The sequence below is a fragment of the Akkermansia muciniphila genome, from assembly GCF_018709685.1.
GTDB classification, from domain to species: Bacteria; Verrucomicrobiota; Verrucomicrobiia; order Verrucomicrobiales; family Akkermansiaceae; genus Akkermansia; species Akkermansia muciniphila_E.
Genome location: NZ_JABDHQ010000001.1, coordinates 110,005 through 125,592 on the forward strand (window position 1 = coordinate 110,005; position 15,588 = coordinate 125,592).

Consider the following 15,588-nt stretch of genomic DNA (forward strand, 5'->3'; position numbering starts at 1 on the left):
ATGTATGTAACGGATTTACAATCCGTGGTCAATGATAATTTTTGCAAGATAAATATTACCGCAGGTTTTTGATGTTGTCAGCATGAAAAGGAGGGTATGGAGACCGGGGCTTCCGCAGGGTGCGGGGGGGTTGCGCTCCAATGGTTTTCCGCATGGGGCGGTCAGGGCTTGGAGTGTCCGGATTGTAAATTCGTTGAGAATTTGGAGTCCGGGAACGCCTCAAATGGCAGTTGCCTAGGGCCGGGTGGATGTGGTACAAGAGGCCGTACAACTTCTTCATTTATTCTTCTTTTATGATTATTGTCACGGGTGGGGCCGGCTTCATCGGCTCAAACATTGTCGCCGCTCTGGAAAAATCCGGTAAAAAGGATCTTGTGGTGGTGGATGAACTGGGTTCTTCCGAGAAATGGAAGAACATTGCCAAGAGGGAGCTGTGCGCGGTGGTTCCTCCGGAAGATATGCTTGACTACATGGAGGCGCATGCGGAGGAGATTGAGGCCGTCATTCACATGGGGGCCATTTCCGCCACCACGGAGACGGACGCCGATCTGATTATCCGGACGAATTTCACGCTGAGCTGGTATCTGTGGGAGTTTTGCGCCCTGTACGGCAAGCAGTTTATTTACGCCTCCTCCGCAGCCACGTACGGAGACGGTTCCATGGGGTTTGACGATGACGCCTCCCTGGAGCACGTCAATGCGCTGCGCCCCCTGAACGCGTATGGATGGAGCAAGGCCCTGTTTGACCGCAAGGTGGCGCGCGAGGTCAGGGAAGAAAGGGCTGTTCCGCTCCAATACGCGGGCCTCAAATTTTTCAATGTGTACGGCCCCAATGAATACCACAAGGGAGGCCAGAAGAGCGTGGTGGCCCACATCTTCCCGCAGGTGAAGGCAAATGAAACGGTGAAGCTGTTCAAGTCCTACCATCCGGATTACCGGGACGGCTGGCAGCTCCGGGACTTTGTATGGGTGGGGGATTGTGTGAATGTGGTGCTGTGGCTGCTGGACCATCCGGAGGTGAGCGGGCTGTTCAACGTGGGGTCCGGAGAGGCCCGTTCCTTCCACGATCTGGCCAAGGCGGCGTTCAACGCGCTGGGGCTTCAGGAAAAGATAGCCTACCGGGAGATGCCGGAAGAGCTCAAGGGCAAGTACCAGTATTATACGCAGGCGGACCTTTCCAGGCTGCGCGCCGCCGGCTATGCGGCCCCCATGACTTCCCTGGAGGACGGCGTGCGCCAGTACGTGCAGAAGTACCTGGACCGGGAGGACAGCTACGTTTAACCCGCATTTCTTTTTCCGCCCATGCCTGCGCAGCGCATTCTGATCATCAAGCACGGAGCCCTTGGCGACGTGGTGCTAGCCATGGGGACGATGAAGCGTCTCCGGGAGCTTCATCCGGAGGCGCACATTACCCTGATGACCATGGGGATGTTTGTTCCCATGGCGGAGCAGCTCGGGGTGTTTGACGATTTCATTGTGGACAACCGTCTGCCCTACCGGAAACTGGGCGCCACGCGGGACGCTATCCGTTCCATCGTGAAAGGGAATTTTGACGTGGTGTACGATCTCCAGGAGTCTTCCCGTACCAGAAAACGTTATTATCCCGCCGTGCGCTTCCTGCTGGACCATGACATGGACTGGGTGGCCTGCAATTCCGGGGAGCGGCGCAGGCTGCTGAAGAAAGGAGCCTTCCGGTTTGGCCGGGTGGAGAGGGAGCCGTTCCATCTGGAACGGGTTTTGACGGACCTTTCCTTCATGCACGGGGAAGGGCGGCATTTTGACGAGCTTCCGGAACGCTACGTGCTGATGATTCCGGGCTGTTCCCCCAGCCATCCCTACAAGCGCTGGCCCGTGGAGAATTTCTGTGCCCTGGCCCGGCGCCTGGCGGAACGGGGCATTTCCTCCGTCGTGATCGGCACCCGTGCGGAGGCAGCGGAGGTGGAGGCCATTGCGGCCAGTTCCCCCCTGGCCGTCAGCTTTCTGGGCAAGTCCACCCTGATGGATATTCCCCAGATGGCGCTGCGTTCCCTGGCCTGTGTGGGCAATGATACGGGGCCTACGCACATGTGCGCCTATGCCGGGGTTCCGGTGACCGCCATTTTCTGCCACAGGACGCGCAAGTCCGCCATTACGGCCCGGCGCATTTCCAACCTGATTTCCCCGGGAGCCATTGAGGAAATTACGGTGGACCAGGCATGGTCCACGCTGGAGCCCTTCCTGCCCCCGCGGGAAGAACCTGAATTTGCGAAAATGGAGGATACTCCGCAGGCGTGATGACGGCTCCCGTGAAAATTTCCGTGCTGGTTCCGGTGTACAATGTGGAACCGTATCTGGCCCAGTGCCTGGAAAGCATCTGCGCGCAGACGCTCCGGGAGCTGGAAGTGGTTTGCGTGGACGACGCTTCCACGGACGGTTCCCTGTCCATCCTGCGGGAGTTTGCAGAGCGGGACCCGCGGGTGAAGGTGGTGCAGGTTCCGGAAAACGGCGGCCTTTCCCGCACCCGGAACCTGGCGATGAGCCATGCGCAGGGAGAATACCTGGTGCTGGTGGATTCAGACGACTGGCTGGAAACGGATTTGCTGGAGGAAATGTACAATCGCGCGAAGGCGCTGGACGCGGACAAGCTGGTGTGCGGGTTCCGGTATTATTACGAGTCCGACCCCGGCCGGGAGGACCAGTTCCTGCCGGAGGACGTGGCGCCCCCGGAAAAGGGGTGGATTCCCTGTACGCCGGAAACCATCGGAAAAATACACCATGGAGCGGGCGGCATGATGATACGCCGTTCCGTTGTGGAGGAGCACGGCATCCGGTTCCCCGAGGGCGTTGCGTGCGAGGACCTGTATTTCCACTATGCCTCCTTTCCGCGGTGCAGAAGAGCCTGCGTCGTCAGCAGGGCGGCGTATGTCTACCGCAAGCGCGCCGGGTCCATCACCAGCGGCTTTGCGTCCGGCAGTTCCCTTCAGTCACTGGATTACCTGACGGTGGCGGAGCTGGTGCTGGAAGAGTGGAAGCAAGCCGGAATCTTGGAGGAGTACAGGACGGCTTTCCTGAAAATGCTGGTGATGGGCGTGCGGAATATCCGCAAGTACGCCCCCCATGCCGTCCAGAAGGAGGTCACCCGGAAGGTGTCCCGGATGCTCCGTGAAGAAAACCTGTACCGCCCCGGAGAGGATGATTCCAGCCTGTCCCGCCGGGAAGGAAAACTGCTGAAAACCTGGCTGGACGGAAAATCCGGCTTGGACTTTTCCTATTACTGGAAGAGAATGCGCAAAGCGGGCGCCCGGCTGCTGCGCCGCTGACCCCACCCGAACGATCGACTGATGAAGAAGAATGAATTTGCCGTCGTCCTGGCCAGTGACAACCGGGGCATCCTGCCTTTGAGCGTTACCGTTTTTTCCCTGCTGAATACCGCCGTGCCGGAGACTTTTTACAAGATTTACGTGCTTTCCGACGGCATTGACGGGGAAAACCGGAACAGCATCGAGCGCCTGGCGGCTCCGTTTGAGTGCCGGTTGGAGTTCATAGACGTTTCCGGCATTCTGGAAGAGCACGATTTCCCCCATACGGAACAGTGGCCCGTTCCCGCCTGGGGCCGCGTGTTCATTCCGGAATTATTGAAGGAGGAGCGGGGCAACATCCTGTATCTGGATATTGACGTTCTGGTTTGCCGTGATTTGACGGAGCTGTTCAGGACGGATATGTCCGGGAAGGCGGTGGGGGTGGTGTTTGAGAATTTTTCCAAGCCAGGTTCCCATTTCAACGAACGCCTGGAAATGCCGCTGACCTGCACGGGGTATTTCAATTCCGGCGTGCTGCTGATGAATGTGGACGTGTTCCGGGAAAAGAACCTGGTCAGGGCCGTGCTGGATTATGCCGTCAGCCACCGGGACAGGCTGACCTGCCCGGACCAGGACGCGCTGAACGGCGCCCTGTGCGAGCTGACCGTGCCGCTGCATCCGCGCTGGAACTGGCATGACGGTCTGACGCGCCGCATCCTGAAAAACGACCCCAGGGAACAATTCTGGCGCGGAGTGACGCCGCGCCAGGCGGTGGAAGCGGCGTTGGAACCGGGCATTCTGCATTACCAGGGGGTGCACAAGCCCTGGCGGTATAATTGGCGTTATGAAGGGGAGCGTTATGAACATGCCATGCGTGAAGCCGGGCTGCTGCATGGCCCGCTGCCCGGAAGAACCCTCCCGGCTATCCTGAAAAAGCACCTTTACAGGCCTGTTTACCGGATGACCAGGAATAAAATTCTCAGACTGCAAAAGCAGTTTGAGAAGGAGGACGGCACATGCTCCTGAAGCCGGATGCGGGTTAATGCTCCTGTTTTATCCTGGACCGGATATCACGTAAAACCGCCTTGTAATACTTCTCGTAATCCGGGCCATCCGCGTTTTTTCCGGGAGGCGCGGGCGAAGAGGAGCAAACCTCCACATCAAACTCTTCCAGAAGGGCCTTCATGGCTTTGACGGGCTGGCCGTAGAAAACGATGCGGTTTTGAATGTAGCGCGCCTTTTTCAAATCGCGCAGCCAGCGTGACCGGAGATTCAGGATATAAAGCAGGTCTATTTCTTCCGAAGAAAGATTCAGGCCCATGATGTAAACGTTGGAAAAGAAAAACAGGTCAATCCATGATTCCCCCTGTTGAAGCTGCGGCTTGCGCAGCTTTTCCGGGATGCTTGCTATTTCTTTTTTCTGTGTTTGAACCGAGTAGGTGTAGGTGCCCTTGAGGTAGTTGTCTATTTTGCCGATGCAGCCGCAATAGTGTTCGTACCCGTATTGGATCGTGAAGGAAGAAGGCCTTTCATCATACGTGCCGTGAATGTTCCAGATACGGAGGGAACGGCGGCCGTTCTCCATGCAGACATGGCGGCGGATGCTGTATTTGGTTTCCGAATTCTGGCGATGGCTCGTCCTGTAGTGTTGTGATTCCAGGATTTGAATCAGGAACGTATCGTAATTGGTGGTCAGGTAATCGTCTACCGGGAGACCGGCAAGCCGGTGTAAAATGGAGCCGGGATACTTCTGCGGGGTGAATTCTTCCAGTTTTTTCCTGATTTGATCACGCACCCCGGAAGATACTTTAACCATGTCGGTTTCCGGATGCCGCTTTTGTTTTTTCAGGATTAAATATTCGTAAATCAGGGGAAAGGGCAGGTAATCCTCCGGTTCCATGAACGGGCAATAGTCGCCTTTTTTGCAGTCTTCATAATCGTTGCAGGGGGGGGCAAACGGTTTCCTTGAGCAGATCGGTGCTGCTCGGGCTTCCCAGTGTGCGGATTAAGCCGTTCCCAAACAGGACGGCGTTTTTTCTGACGGGGGATTTGATATTGGCGGAAGTAGTCATCAGGAAACAGCGGAACCGTTTTCCATGCTGGTCCATGGACGCGAAAAATCAAGAAACAAAGAAAAATCCTTTTCCTGCCGCCGTCTTGTCCGGCATGGGAACCGGAAGGCCGCGTCAGTGCAGTTCCAGCAGGTAAATCTCCGGAGGGCAGTTGAAGCGGAGGGGGAGCGTGCTGGTTCCCAGCCCCTTGGTGATCAGGTAGGTGTTGCCGCCGGAGATGTGCCAGGGGTAGGTGTAGGGCTGGGCGTGGTCCGGGCTGGCTTCAAACCACAGGAGGTCAAAGGGGAGGCGAATCTGGCCCCCGTGGGTGTGGCCGCTGATGATGATGTCCGCGTCTCCGTGGGAGAGCATGTGGTCCGCTTCCGGACGGTGGGAGAGCAGGAAGTGGGGAATATCCGGAGACTGGCGCTGGGGGCGGTGTTTTTTGGAATTGCGCGAGGTGTCCAGGATTCCGGAAAGCTGGAGCTGTCTTCCGTCCCTGAACGTGATGAGAACGCTTTGATTTTCCAGAACCGTGATGCCGGCATCGGACAGTTCCCTGCGCCAGTTGTTCCAGCCAAAGGTGAAGTCATGGTTTCCCTGAATGGCGAATACGCCGTAGGGCGCTTTCAGCCCGTGAAGCAGCCGGCCTGCGGCGGAGGGGCTCATGCTGGCATTGGTACTGGCTCCCCGGGCATAATCCCCCGCCAGCAGGATCAGGTCCGGTTTAAGCTGCATGATTCTCTGGACATAACGCAAGGCCCTTACTTCATCAAAGGCTGTGGGCATCAGGTGCAGGTCCCCGGCAATGACGACTTTCAGGGGTTTTCCCCGTCCGTTCCATTGGGGGACGCGGTAGTCCACCTTCCGGACGAACAGAAGATTGGGCTCTATCAGGTATGCCCAGGTGATGCCGGCCACGCCGAGCGCGCAGGCGCCCAGCAGGATGGAGCCTAAAAGCCGGAGTATTCTGACGGAGAAGGGCATGGAAAAAGAAATGGCTGGGAAAGCCTATAATTCCCAGGGACCGGAAGCGAGCGCTGAGTGCGTCTTGCCGTTTGAGAAAGGCCCCTTTGCGCCGTAGGGCAGGCGGAAAGAAGCCCCTCCGGGAGATTTTAGCAAATTTGATTGACGGGCGCCCGCATGGTATGCTTTTATGCTCCAAGATATTTCCATATCCTTTATCACCCATCATTTAACCACGCATATGAAGAAGATTACCGTTATGGCTCTTTCCGCTTTTGCGGCGAGCATCATGGCTTCCTGCTGTTGTCAGGATCAGGGTGCCCCCCCCCTGACCCCCCTTCCCAAGTTCAATGACCTGAACCAGCCCGCCGTGGATGTGGCGCCGGTAGTCATGAAGTCCAAGAAGTAATCCTCTTCCGGGATTAGATACGACTTTTCAAGCCGCACTTGGTGATTGTCCAAGTGCGGCTTTTTCTATAGAAACGTGGCAGAACATATGGAAGATTGGAAACATTGTCCCGAATTTGCGCCTTTGGCGGACCTGCTGCGCAAACATGACAGCTTTGCGGTAATCGCGCACGTGCATCCGGACGGTGACGCCATCGGTTCCACGCTTGCCCTGGGGGAAGCCCTGAAACAGATGGGCAAGAAGGTGATTATGATGAACGAGGACGGCGTGCCTTCCAATCTGGCCTTTATGCCGGGTGTGGAGAATATCATTCCCACGCCCGACGAACCGGTGGAGGTGGACGTGGCCGTCTCCGTGGACAACGGCGCATTCAAGAGGCTGGGGGAACGGAGCCTGAAGGCCCTGGCGGGAGTGAAAGTGTGGGCGAACATCGACCACCACCAGACGAACGAGCTGTTCGGGGACGTGCAGTGCGTCCTGCCGGACGAGTGCGCCACGGGTGCGGTGCTTTATTACTTGTTCAACTACCTGGGCGTTCCCATTACCCCTGTCATGCGTGATGCCCTTTACGTGGCCGTGAGCACGGATACGGGCTCCTTCCAGTACCAGATGACGACGGCCGCCGTGATGGAACTGGCCGCGGACCTGATCCGGATGGGCGTGGACGTGCAGGACATCAACCGCCAGCTGTACCAGGAAAAGCCCTGGGTGAAGATGCAGCTGATGCGTGAAGCGCTGAACGGCATGAGGCTGACGCCTGACGGCAGAATCTGCACGTTCTGCCTGACGAATGAGGCGAAGGAGCGGATTGGAAGCCGTCCGGAAGACACGGAAGGCCTGATTGACCTCCTGCGTTCCGTGCAGGGAGTCTGGCTGGCCGCCTATCTGGAGGAGGCGGAGGACGATCCGCGCATCCGCATTTCCCTGAGATCCAAGACTCCGGAAGTATCCGTGGCGGAGCTGGCCTCCCGCTTTGGAGGCGGAGGGCACGCCATGGCCGCCGGCGTGCGCATCAGGGGACCCATTGAAGAAGTGCGCCTCATCATCCTGAAGGCCATGCAGGAGGAAGTGGAACGCGTGCTCCAACAGCAGATTTCATGAATACTTCCGATTCCATTCAAGCGCCCTCCGGCGTCCTGCTGGTTGACAAGGCGCAGGACATGACTTCCCACGATGTGGTGGCGATCGCCCGCCGGTCCCTGGGGATTAAGAAGATAGGCCACTGCGGCACGCTGGACCCCATGGCTACGGGGCTGCTGATGCTGGTGGTGGGAAAGGCGACCAAGCTTCAGGACAAGCTGATGTGCGAGCATAAGGAGTACGCCGGAACCCTCACGCTGGGGGTGGAAACCTCTTCCCAGGACGCCATGGGGGAAGTGGTAGCGGAGTATTCCGTGGACGGCGTAACGGAACAAGCCGTCCGTGCGGCGTTTGACCGGTTTGACGGCGCGTTTGAACAGATTCCCCCGATGGTCTCCGCCATTAAAAAGAATGGCGTGCCGCTGTATAAGCTGGCCCGGAAGGGGCAGGAAGTTGTGCGGGAGCCGCGGCCTGTGGAGGTGTTCGGCCACCAGATTTCCCGTGTGGCCGTTCCGGAAGTGGACTTTACCGTGCAGTGCTCCAAGGGTTTTTATGTGCGTTCCTATGCGTATGACATCGGGAAGGCGCTGGGATGCGGAGCACATTTGAGCGCCCTGCGCCGCACCAGGTCCGGCGCTTTTACCCTGGAGCGCGCCATTACGGTGGATACGCTGAAAACCGCTCCCAGGGAAGAGCTGTTTCATGCCATGCTTTCCCTGGAGGAGCTGGCGGATATTCTGATTGCCAGGTAGGAGCATGGTCATTTACCAGGAGTTCAAGGAACTACAGGGCGTTTCCTCCCCCGTGCACTGGGCCATGGGAATGTTTGACGGGTTGCACCTGGGGCATGCCGGAGTGATTGCCGCGGCAGTGGAAGGCGCTGCGCGTGACGGCGGCATTCCCGCCGTGCTGACCTTCCGCACCCATCCCCTGGCCCGGGTGCGCCCGGAAAGCGTACCCCCTGCCATTATGGCGGCGGACGCAGAAAAGTTCGCACTGCTGGAAGAGCTGGGGGTGAAGATGGTGCTGACGCTGGAATTTTCCTTCCGCCTGGCCTCCATGAGCCCGGAGGAGTTTATTAAGGAACTCTGTTCCTCCTGCCGGGTGGCGGAAATTGCCGTGGGAGAAGACTGGCATTTTGGCCGGGGCCGCGCGGGCGATGTGGGAACTCTGCGCCTTCTGGCAAGCCGCTACGGGTTCCGGGTGACGGCCGTTCCCCCCATCCTGCGGGATGGGGAGCGCGTGAGCAGCACCCGGATTCGGGAAGCCGTGCGCGCGGCGGAATTTTTACAGGCGGCGGAGATGCTGGGCCGTCCCTACCGCTGGAAGGGCACGGTGATTCACGGGCGCCAATTGGGGCGCCTGCTGAATTACCCGACGGCGAACATGAAACCCGGCAGCGGAGTGCAGCCTCCCCACGGCGTTTACGCCGTGCGCGCCCGGGTGAAGGGGGCGGAATATGGGGGTGTGGCCAATCTGGGGGTGCGCCCCACCGTGGAAGGAGCCGGGGGGGAATTGCTGCTGGAAACCCATTTGTTTGGGGAGCCGGGGGACATCTACGGAGAGGAAATGGAAGTGGAGCCGGTGCGGTTCCTGAGGGCGGAAGCCAAATTCCCCTCCCTGGATGAGCTGAAAAACCAGCTTGCGCTGGACGCCGCCCATGCCGCGGAAGTGTTGAAACGGGGTAAGTAAGACACAGAAAACCGTAAAATGAAGGATGACGGCTTGACCGCAGGGGCGATCGGGGTTTTGTTGTTCGGACGTCATGTTGGTTGAGCAGTTAAAATCAAAAATCCACCGCGCCATGGTCACCCGTGGCGATGTTCAATATGAAGGCAGTATTGAAATTCCTGCCGATCTGATGGCCGCTGTGGACCTGTGGCCCGGAGAAAAAGTTCTCGTGGCGTCCGTCACATCCGGAAACCGTCTGGAAACCTATGCCCTGCAGGGGCCTGCCGGTACGGGAAACATCATCATGAACGGCGGCGCAGCCCATTTAATCAAGACGGGTGAACGGGTGGTCATCATGAGCTTTGCCTTGTCGGACAAGCCCATCGTCCCCAAGAAAATCGTTTGCAACGAGCATAACGAAATCATTTCCTAGACTTTACAAACCATCGGAATTCACACATACTCCCCGCGTTCATGAACCTTTTTTTAGCAAATTCACTCAATATCAGCATACAATTACTCTTTGCCGTTCTGGTGATTGTGTCACTTCTTCTCCTGGGCGTGGTGCTTATGCAGAGACCCAAGCAGGAAGGGCTGGGCGCCGCCTTCGGCGCCGCCATTACGGACCAGGCCTTCGGTGCGCGCACTACGGACGTGCTGAAAAAAGCCACAGTGTACTTCGGCACCGCTTTCATGATTCTTTGCCTGGTGCTGGGCATGCTGATCAACCGTCAACACGTCAAGAGCTCCGAGAGCCTGCTGAGCCCGGAAATGATGAAGGCCGCCGCCAAGCAGGAAGCCGCCGTCCCCGTCAAGACGCCGGAAGAACTCCAGCAGGAGGAGCTGCGCAAGCGCGCCGCTGAGGCGGAAGCCGCTTCTTCCCAGGCCCCGGCTCCCGCCGCTCCGGAAGTACCCGCGGCGCCCGCCAGCTAAGGAAATTTCCTTTTCAAGCACCCCGGCTGTCTGATGATGGCCGGGGTGCTTGCGTATCCGGGCAGGGCCGCATGTTTGCCGCACCGGAAGCGCGTTTTGAAATTGGCGGCTCCGGTTGTTTTCCGCTTGCCCTGAACCGTAATTGCGCTACTCTTGGCAAAGTATGAAGGCACCTTTTTTGAACCGTAAATCCAGAGGATTCACGTTGATTGAATTGCTTGTGGTGATCGCCATTATCCTGACGCTGGCCGGCATTGCCATGACGGTGGTGAATGGCGTGATGGAAAAGTCCCGGGTTACCACGGCGCGGAGCGATTGCAACGGGTTGCAGACGGCCGTTGAAAATTACATGCTGGACAATGGCCGCGTTCCCGTAGCCTGGAACAGCCGGGAAATGGCCAAGCAGTCCCGCAAGGACGGACAGTATTACGTGACGACGGCCGTGGATGACGACAGCCGCATCATGAGCATTCTGACCAATTACATGGACCGCGGCGACGAGGACAGGAAGCTGAACCCCAAGAAGACGGCTTATTTCAACACCACCACCACGGATGTGGAAGGCTCCCCCGGCCTGTTCTTTGAAAGCCGCGGGCGCGTGGGCCTGATGGACCCGTGGGAATCCCCCTATTACATCATTCTGAATGCCAATCCGGACGACCGCACCCCCCGCGTCCAGGTCGGTTCCCGCATGGTGACCAAGAATGTAGCCGTTTACAGTACCGGCAAGGACAAGCAGGGCAGCACGGTGGACGGGCACATCAATAATCAGGAATTGACGGAAGACAACGTTACTTCCTGGTAACGCATTACCGGACCGTCAGTTGAGAGACGGGCCAATTTATGTTGCGGGGCTTCCGGCTTATGGCCGCGAGGCCCCGTGATATATTCAGGCATAAAGCCGCCAAACCGTATTTTTTTCTTTTCAACCACTCTTAAAAACCCCTCAATAAGCCCAGACATGAACTGGTTCAAAACAGACGACGTACGCATTCAAGACATCGAGCCCCTGATTTCCCCCGCCATCCTGATCAAGGATTATCCGGCGACCACGGAAATCGCCAAAATGGTGGCTACGACACGCAAGAATGCGGAGAACATCATTTCCGGCCACGACGACCGCCTGCTGGTGGTGGTGGGGCCGTGCTCCATCCATGATCCCCAGGCCGCGGTGGACTATGCCTCCCGCCTGAAGGAACAGATGGCGCGCTTTGAAAAGGATCTGGTGATCATCATGCGCGTGTATTTTGAAAAGCCCCGCACCACGGTGGGGTGGAAGGGCCTGATCAATGACCCGTTCATGAACCACACCTTTGACATCAACCGCGGCCTTCACATGGCCCGCGGCCTGCTGCTCCGCCTGGGAGACATGGGAATTCCCGCAGCCACCGAGTTCCTGGACACCATTACTCCGCAATACATTGCGGACCTGATTACATGGGGAGCCATCGGCGCCCGCACCACGGAAAGCCAGGTGCACCGTGAGCTGGCCTCCGGGCTTTCCATGCCCGTAGGGTTCAAGAACGGCACCAGCGGCAGCCTTCAGATTGCCGTGGACGCCATCATTTCCTCCTCCTGCCCGCACTGCTTCCTTTCCGTGACCAAGCAGGGCGTTTCCGCCATTGTCTCCACCACGGGCAACAAATCCTGCCACCTGATTCTGCGCGGTTCCTCCCTGGGGCCGAACTTCGATGGCGAGCATGTGAAGGAAGCCGCGGAAGCCTTGCAGAAGGCCGGCATTAACAACCGCATCATGGTGGACTGCTCCCACGGCAACAGCTGCAAGGATTACCGCAAGCAGCCGTCCGTGGCTGCCAGCATCGCGGAACAGATTTCCAATGGTTCCGACCAGGTGGTGGCCGTGATGATTGAAAGCAACATCGTGGAAGGAGCCCAGCCGCTGAGTTCCGACCTGGTGTACGGCAAGAGCATCACGGACCAGTGCATCGGCTGGGACACCACGGTAGAAGTGCTGGAGAACCTTGCCGGCGCCGTCCGGAAGCGCCGCGCCAAACGGCAGGAAGCGTAAGTCTTCCGGTATGGCCGGAAGGCAGTTGCCGGGGATGAAGGATTAACCGGTTACGCTAGGGATCATTGCGCCCGGAAATTGTAGTTCCAATCTTTCATATCCGGTCATTTTCATTGGCCCTTCGGCGTTTTTGCCGGAGGGTCAATAGTCGTCTCCCCACAGGTAGGAATGGCGTTCGGAAATGGTTTTGCCCCGGTTGTCTTTCAGGACGAGCTTCCATGCAAGAATCTCTCCTTTTGTTTTGGCCTCATCCCCGGTGAATTCAAAAACGGAGTGTTGCGTGCCTCCTTTTCTCCCGACCGGGTAGGAGATGGATTTGTTCAGAACGGTGGAGCCTGTTTTACCCTGCCGGTACATCATGACCAGGGTGGCTGCCTGTTCCGGGTGTGCATCATTCCACGTGACAAAGTAGTATTGGCCCAGCCGCTGGAGGCGCTGTTGCTGGGAGACGGCGCCATGCAGCAGGTAAGTGGCTTGGGAACGGTGCATGCCTACGTCTTCCGCAGGAATTGCCGTGGTTTTCAAGGGAACCTCCCGCACGTGTTCAATCCGGGAAACCTGCTCCGCACAGGAAAACAGGACCGGCAGCACAGCAGCGGTGAAGAGGGGAGCAGGAAACTTCATGGAGCCCATTCAATACATATCCGTCCGGGGAGTCAACACAAAGGTGGGAAAGCCCCAGCATGGAAACGTGGTATGGACGCAGAAAAAATGCAGTCATTCAAGAGGCGGAATTGTTCTGCTGAGGAAGTAGGCGGAGCCCTTGCTTTTCCCGGCAGGCAACGCTGGTTTAAGCAAGGCCATCCGGGCAATGTGCCGCCACCCTAATACAGCGGTACGACCAATGTAGAGCCCAGCGCCAGCCAGCAGGGCAGCGTGATGAAGGAGGCCACGGTAGTGGTCAGCAGGATTTGGGTGCCCAGGTCCGGATGGCCGCCGAAGCGCTTGGCCAGAATGACCGGAATAACGGCGGAGGGGATGGCAGCCTGGATGATGATGACGCGCTTGATGTAGTCGTCCACCGGCAGGAAATAGGCCATCAGGAGCAGGAGCGCCGGAGCCAGTCCCAGGCGCGTCAGCAAGCCGCAGACGATGGGTTTGGGCTCCCATTTCATGTTGTGCCACAGGTCTCTCATGGAGCAGCCGAAGAGGATCAGGCAGAGGGGAGTGGCGCAATTGCCGATCATTTCAAAGGTTTTCATCAGGGGCGGCTGGGCCACGTAGATTCCTAGGCCGGACCAGGCGAGGGTGAGGCCCGCAATGACCGCCAGCAGCGGTCCGCGGAAGAAGACGCCCATGTTCAGGTTGCCCGGCCCTCCGGCAATGATGATGACGCCGATGCTCCAGACGACCAGTTCACACCCTACGTTGTGGACGAAGAGGACGCCCAGCGTGGGATCATTGCTGGCCGTAAACAGCATCTGGATGATGGGAATGACGAAGAAGGCGTAGTTCTGCACCCCCGCCGTCAGGGTGAAGGTGCGCAGCCCCGTGCCGATGCGCATGCGCAGCATTTTGGCGACCAGCCATGCGGACGCGATCCCCAACAGGAGTTCCAGCGCCCCTGCCGCAATGGCCTGAAGGGAGAAAGAAATGCTGCTGAGCGTTTCATTTCCGGAGAGCACCATGTATTTCATGATGCTGTGGAAGACAAGGCAGGGATAGGCTACGTCCATCGCAAGGCGCATGATGGGCGCGTCATGGTCCGCCTGGATAACGTGCTTGTGGCGCAGGTAGAAACCCGTGGCGAAGAAAAGATAAACGGGAATGGTGGAGAGGAAGGAGGTGAGGATGATGGAACCGGTATCCATGGCGGGAAGATTGCTGGGCGCGACTGGTTAAGGCAAAGGAACGGAGCAGGTCAGGTGCCTTCCCGCAAATGGAGCAGGAAATGCGACAGATCCTCAATGCTGAAAAATACCCTTGAAGGATTGGCTTCTTCCAGGCCGCTGATGTCCGCAGTGGTTCCCCAGGCGGCGGACAGGCAGGGCACGTCCGCTTTTTTACAGGCGGTTACATCCGAAACCGCGTCCCCGATGTAATAAAATTCATCCTTTGCCACGTGATAGGCATCCAGTAGTTCCTCAATGGCTTCCGCCTTGTTCGGCCTGTCTTCCGCACCAGTTTTAACAGAGCAGAACAGGTCCTGCATGCCGAATTTTTCAAGAGTGATGCGGCAGCTCTTTTCTCCCTTTCCGGTAATCAGGGCAACGAGTATCCCGGCATCCTTCAGGGTGTGGATCAGCTCGCGAATGCCTTCATACGGTTCCGGGCATTCATCATGCATTTGCTCATAAACCGGATAAAAGTCATGAAGGGCTTCCCGCCATTTTTCCCCGGCCACTACCTTGATCATTCCGACTTCATTGAGGCCGAAGGTTTGCGTGATTTCCCGTTCGCTCAGCGTACGGCCCGCGTAGGGGGAGACCGCCTGCTCAAACGCCCTGATGCACATGGGGACCGTCTCCCCGATGGTGCCGTCCAGGTCAAACGCTATCAGTTTAATCATTGTTCCGGGCTTCCGTTGATTTTACGGATAACTTTGCAGGGATTTCCCGCCGCCAGGCTGTTGGCGGGAATATTCCGGGTGACTACGCTGCCGGCACCGATGACGCTGCCTTTTCCAATCGTAATGCCCGGCAGGATGATCACGCCCCCTCCAATCCAGCAGCCGTCTTCTATCGTCACCGGAAGGGCAAAGGTATGGCGAACGTATTCAATGCCTTCCGCCGTTTCAACGGGGGTGAGGCGCTCATTCAGGTCAATGGGATGCGTGGCGGTGTAAATCTGCACGTTGGGGGCGATCAGCACATTGCTGCCAATGGTGATTTTATTACAGTCCACGAACGTGCAGCCCGTATTGACAGTGACGTTGTTCCCGATATGGATATTGCAGCCGTAGTCGCAGGTGAAGGAATGGCCTATGGAGACTTTGGCGCCGATGCTGCCAAGCATTTCCTTCAATACCTGGTATTTCTCCTCCTTATGGTCGTAGGGCAGGGAATTGTATTTCATCAAGAGGCGGTGCGTCTTGGCCTTGAATTCCAGAAACACCTTGTCGTGGCAGTCATACCACTCTCCCGCCATGCATTTTTCCAGTTCAGTCATGATGGTTCTCCTTTCAATTACCGGCGGTTATTGGCGGCAGGCACCCTGCTGCATGGTCGTCAGC

General features: G+C 57.8%; 18 protein-coding genes. 12 read left to right on the forward strand and 6 right to left on the reverse strand.

Translation table 11 applies throughout. The annotated features are described in order from the left end of the window. Nucleotides 1–293: 293 nt before the first annotated feature. The 4 genes from rfaD to HHJ06_RS00450 are packed head-to-tail and all read left to right on the forward strand — an operon-like array spanning nt 294 to nt 4,303. Nucleotides 294–1,280, forward strand: a complete 987-nt coding sequence (gene rfaD / locus HHJ06_RS00435; protein ID WP_215426840.1) for an ADP-glyceromanno-heptose 6-epimerase — start codon at nt 294–296, stop codon at nt 1,278–1,280. A gap of 21 nt (nt 1,281–1,301) precedes the next feature. Then, nucleotides 1,302–2,273 carry a glycosyltransferase family 9 protein gene (locus HHJ06_RS00440; RefSeq protein ID WP_215426841.1) on the forward strand — a complete coding sequence of 324 codons (972 nt, stop codon included), beginning with the start codon at nt 1,302–1,304 and terminating at the stop codon, nt 2,271–2,273. Then, nucleotides 2,273–3,298 carry a glycosyltransferase family 2 protein gene (locus HHJ06_RS00445; RefSeq protein ID WP_251841357.1) on the forward strand — a complete coding sequence of 342 codons (1,026 nt, stop codon included), beginning with the start codon at nt 2,273–2,275 and terminating at the stop codon, nt 3,296–3,298. The genes HHJ06_RS00440 and HHJ06_RS00445 overlap by 1 nt, the downstream gene beginning before the upstream one ends. A gap of 21 nt (nt 3,299–3,319) precedes the next feature. After that, a complete protein-coding gene (locus HHJ06_RS00450) occupies nt 3,320–4,303 on the forward strand; it encodes a glycosyltransferase family 8 protein (RefSeq protein WP_215426843.1) in 984 nt (327 codons plus the stop codon). Between the two features lie 13 nt (nt 4,304–4,316). Here the strand turns inward: HHJ06_RS00450 and HHJ06_RS00455 are convergent, their stop codons facing one another. Further along, nucleotides 4,317–5,093: an SIR2 family protein gene (locus tag HHJ06_RS00455; protein WP_215426844.1), complete on the reverse strand. Its 777-nt coding sequence runs from the start codon at nt 5,091–5,093 to the stop codon at nt 4,317–4,319. 370 nt (nt 5,094–5,463) lie between these two features. Beyond that, complete coding sequence (locus HHJ06_RS00460) at nt 5,464–6,315, reverse strand: metallophosphoesterase (RefSeq protein ID WP_215426845.1); 852 nt, start codon at nt 6,313–6,315, stop codon at nt 5,464–5,466. Between the two features lie 220 nt (nt 6,316–6,535). On the opposite strand from HHJ06_RS00460, the gene HHJ06_RS00465 reads away from it, so the two are divergent. From HHJ06_RS00465 to HHJ06_RS00500, 8 genes are all read left to right on the forward strand, one after another. Then, nucleotides 6,536–6,703, forward strand: a complete 168-nt coding sequence (locus tag HHJ06_RS00465; RefSeq protein WP_180972336.1) for a hypothetical protein — start codon at nt 6,536–6,538, stop codon at nt 6,701–6,703. A gap of 87 nt (nt 6,704–6,790) precedes the next feature. Beyond that, complete coding sequence (locus tag HHJ06_RS00470; protein WP_215426846.1) at nt 6,791–7,804, forward strand: DHH family phosphoesterase; 1,014 nt, start codon at nt 6,791–6,793, stop codon at nt 7,802–7,804. Further along, nucleotides 7,801–8,535, forward strand: a complete 735-nt coding sequence (gene truB / locus HHJ06_RS00475) for a tRNA pseudouridine(55) synthase TruB (RefSeq protein ID WP_215426847.1) — start codon at nt 7,801–7,803, stop codon at nt 8,533–8,535. Before HHJ06_RS00470 ends, truB begins: the two co-directional genes overlap by 4 nt. Before the next feature lie 4 nt (nt 8,536–8,539). Further along, on the forward strand, nt 8,540–9,475 hold the full coding sequence (ribF, locus tag HHJ06_RS00480; protein ID WP_215426848.1) for a riboflavin biosynthesis protein RibF: 936 nt from the start codon (nt 8,540–8,542) through the stop codon (nt 9,473–9,475). Nucleotides 9,476–9,548: 73 nt separating this feature from the next. Continuing rightward, complete coding sequence (locus HHJ06_RS00485) at nt 9,549–9,887, forward strand: aspartate 1-decarboxylase (protein WP_215426849.1); 339 nt, start codon at nt 9,549–9,551, stop codon at nt 9,885–9,887. 41 nt (nt 9,888–9,928) lie between these two features. Continuing rightward, nucleotides 9,929–10,387, forward strand: coding sequence for a preprotein translocase subunit SecG (secG, locus tag HHJ06_RS00490; protein ID WP_286010571.1), 459 nt, complete (start codon nt 9,929–9,931; stop codon nt 10,385–10,387). A 163-nt stretch (nt 10,388–10,550) separates the two neighbouring features. Continuing rightward, nucleotides 10,551–11,192 (forward strand): type II secretion system protein, encoded by a 642-nt coding sequence (locus HHJ06_RS00495; RefSeq protein WP_286010572.1) that lies wholly within the window; start codon nt 10,551–10,553, stop codon nt 11,190–11,192. Between the two features lie 156 nt (nt 11,193–11,348). After that, the gene (locus tag HHJ06_RS00500; RefSeq protein ID WP_215426852.1) at nt 11,349–12,416 is read left to right on the forward strand and encodes a 3-deoxy-7-phosphoheptulonate synthase; all 1,068 of its coding nucleotides are present in this window, start codon (nt 11,349–11,351) and stop codon (nt 12,414–12,416) included. Nucleotides 12,417–12,557: 141 nt separating this feature from the next. Here HHJ06_RS00500 and HHJ06_RS00505 read toward each other — a convergent pair whose 3' ends face one another. From HHJ06_RS00505 to HHJ06_RS00520, 4 genes are all read right to left on the reverse strand, one after another. Beyond that, nucleotides 12,558–13,040, reverse strand: a complete 483-nt coding sequence (locus HHJ06_RS00505) for a hypothetical protein (RefSeq protein WP_215426853.1) — start codon at nt 13,038–13,040, stop codon at nt 12,558–12,560. Nucleotides 13,041–13,240: 200 nt separating this feature from the next. Then, nucleotides 13,241–14,227 (reverse strand): AEC family transporter, encoded by a 987-nt coding sequence (locus tag HHJ06_RS00510; protein ID WP_215426854.1) that lies wholly within the window; start codon nt 14,225–14,227, stop codon nt 13,241–13,243. Nucleotides 14,228–14,277: 50 nt separating this feature from the next. Beyond that, nucleotides 14,278–14,925 (reverse strand): HAD family hydrolase, encoded by a 648-nt coding sequence (locus tag HHJ06_RS00515; protein ID WP_215426855.1) that lies wholly within the window; start codon nt 14,923–14,925, stop codon nt 14,278–14,280. Beyond that, nucleotides 14,922–15,527, reverse strand: coding sequence for a sugar O-acetyltransferase (locus HHJ06_RS00520; RefSeq protein WP_343206585.1), 606 nt, complete (start codon nt 15,525–15,527; stop codon nt 14,922–14,924). Before HHJ06_RS00520 ends, HHJ06_RS00515 begins: the two co-directional genes overlap by 4 nt. Nucleotides 15,528–15,588 lie beyond the last annotated feature (61 nt).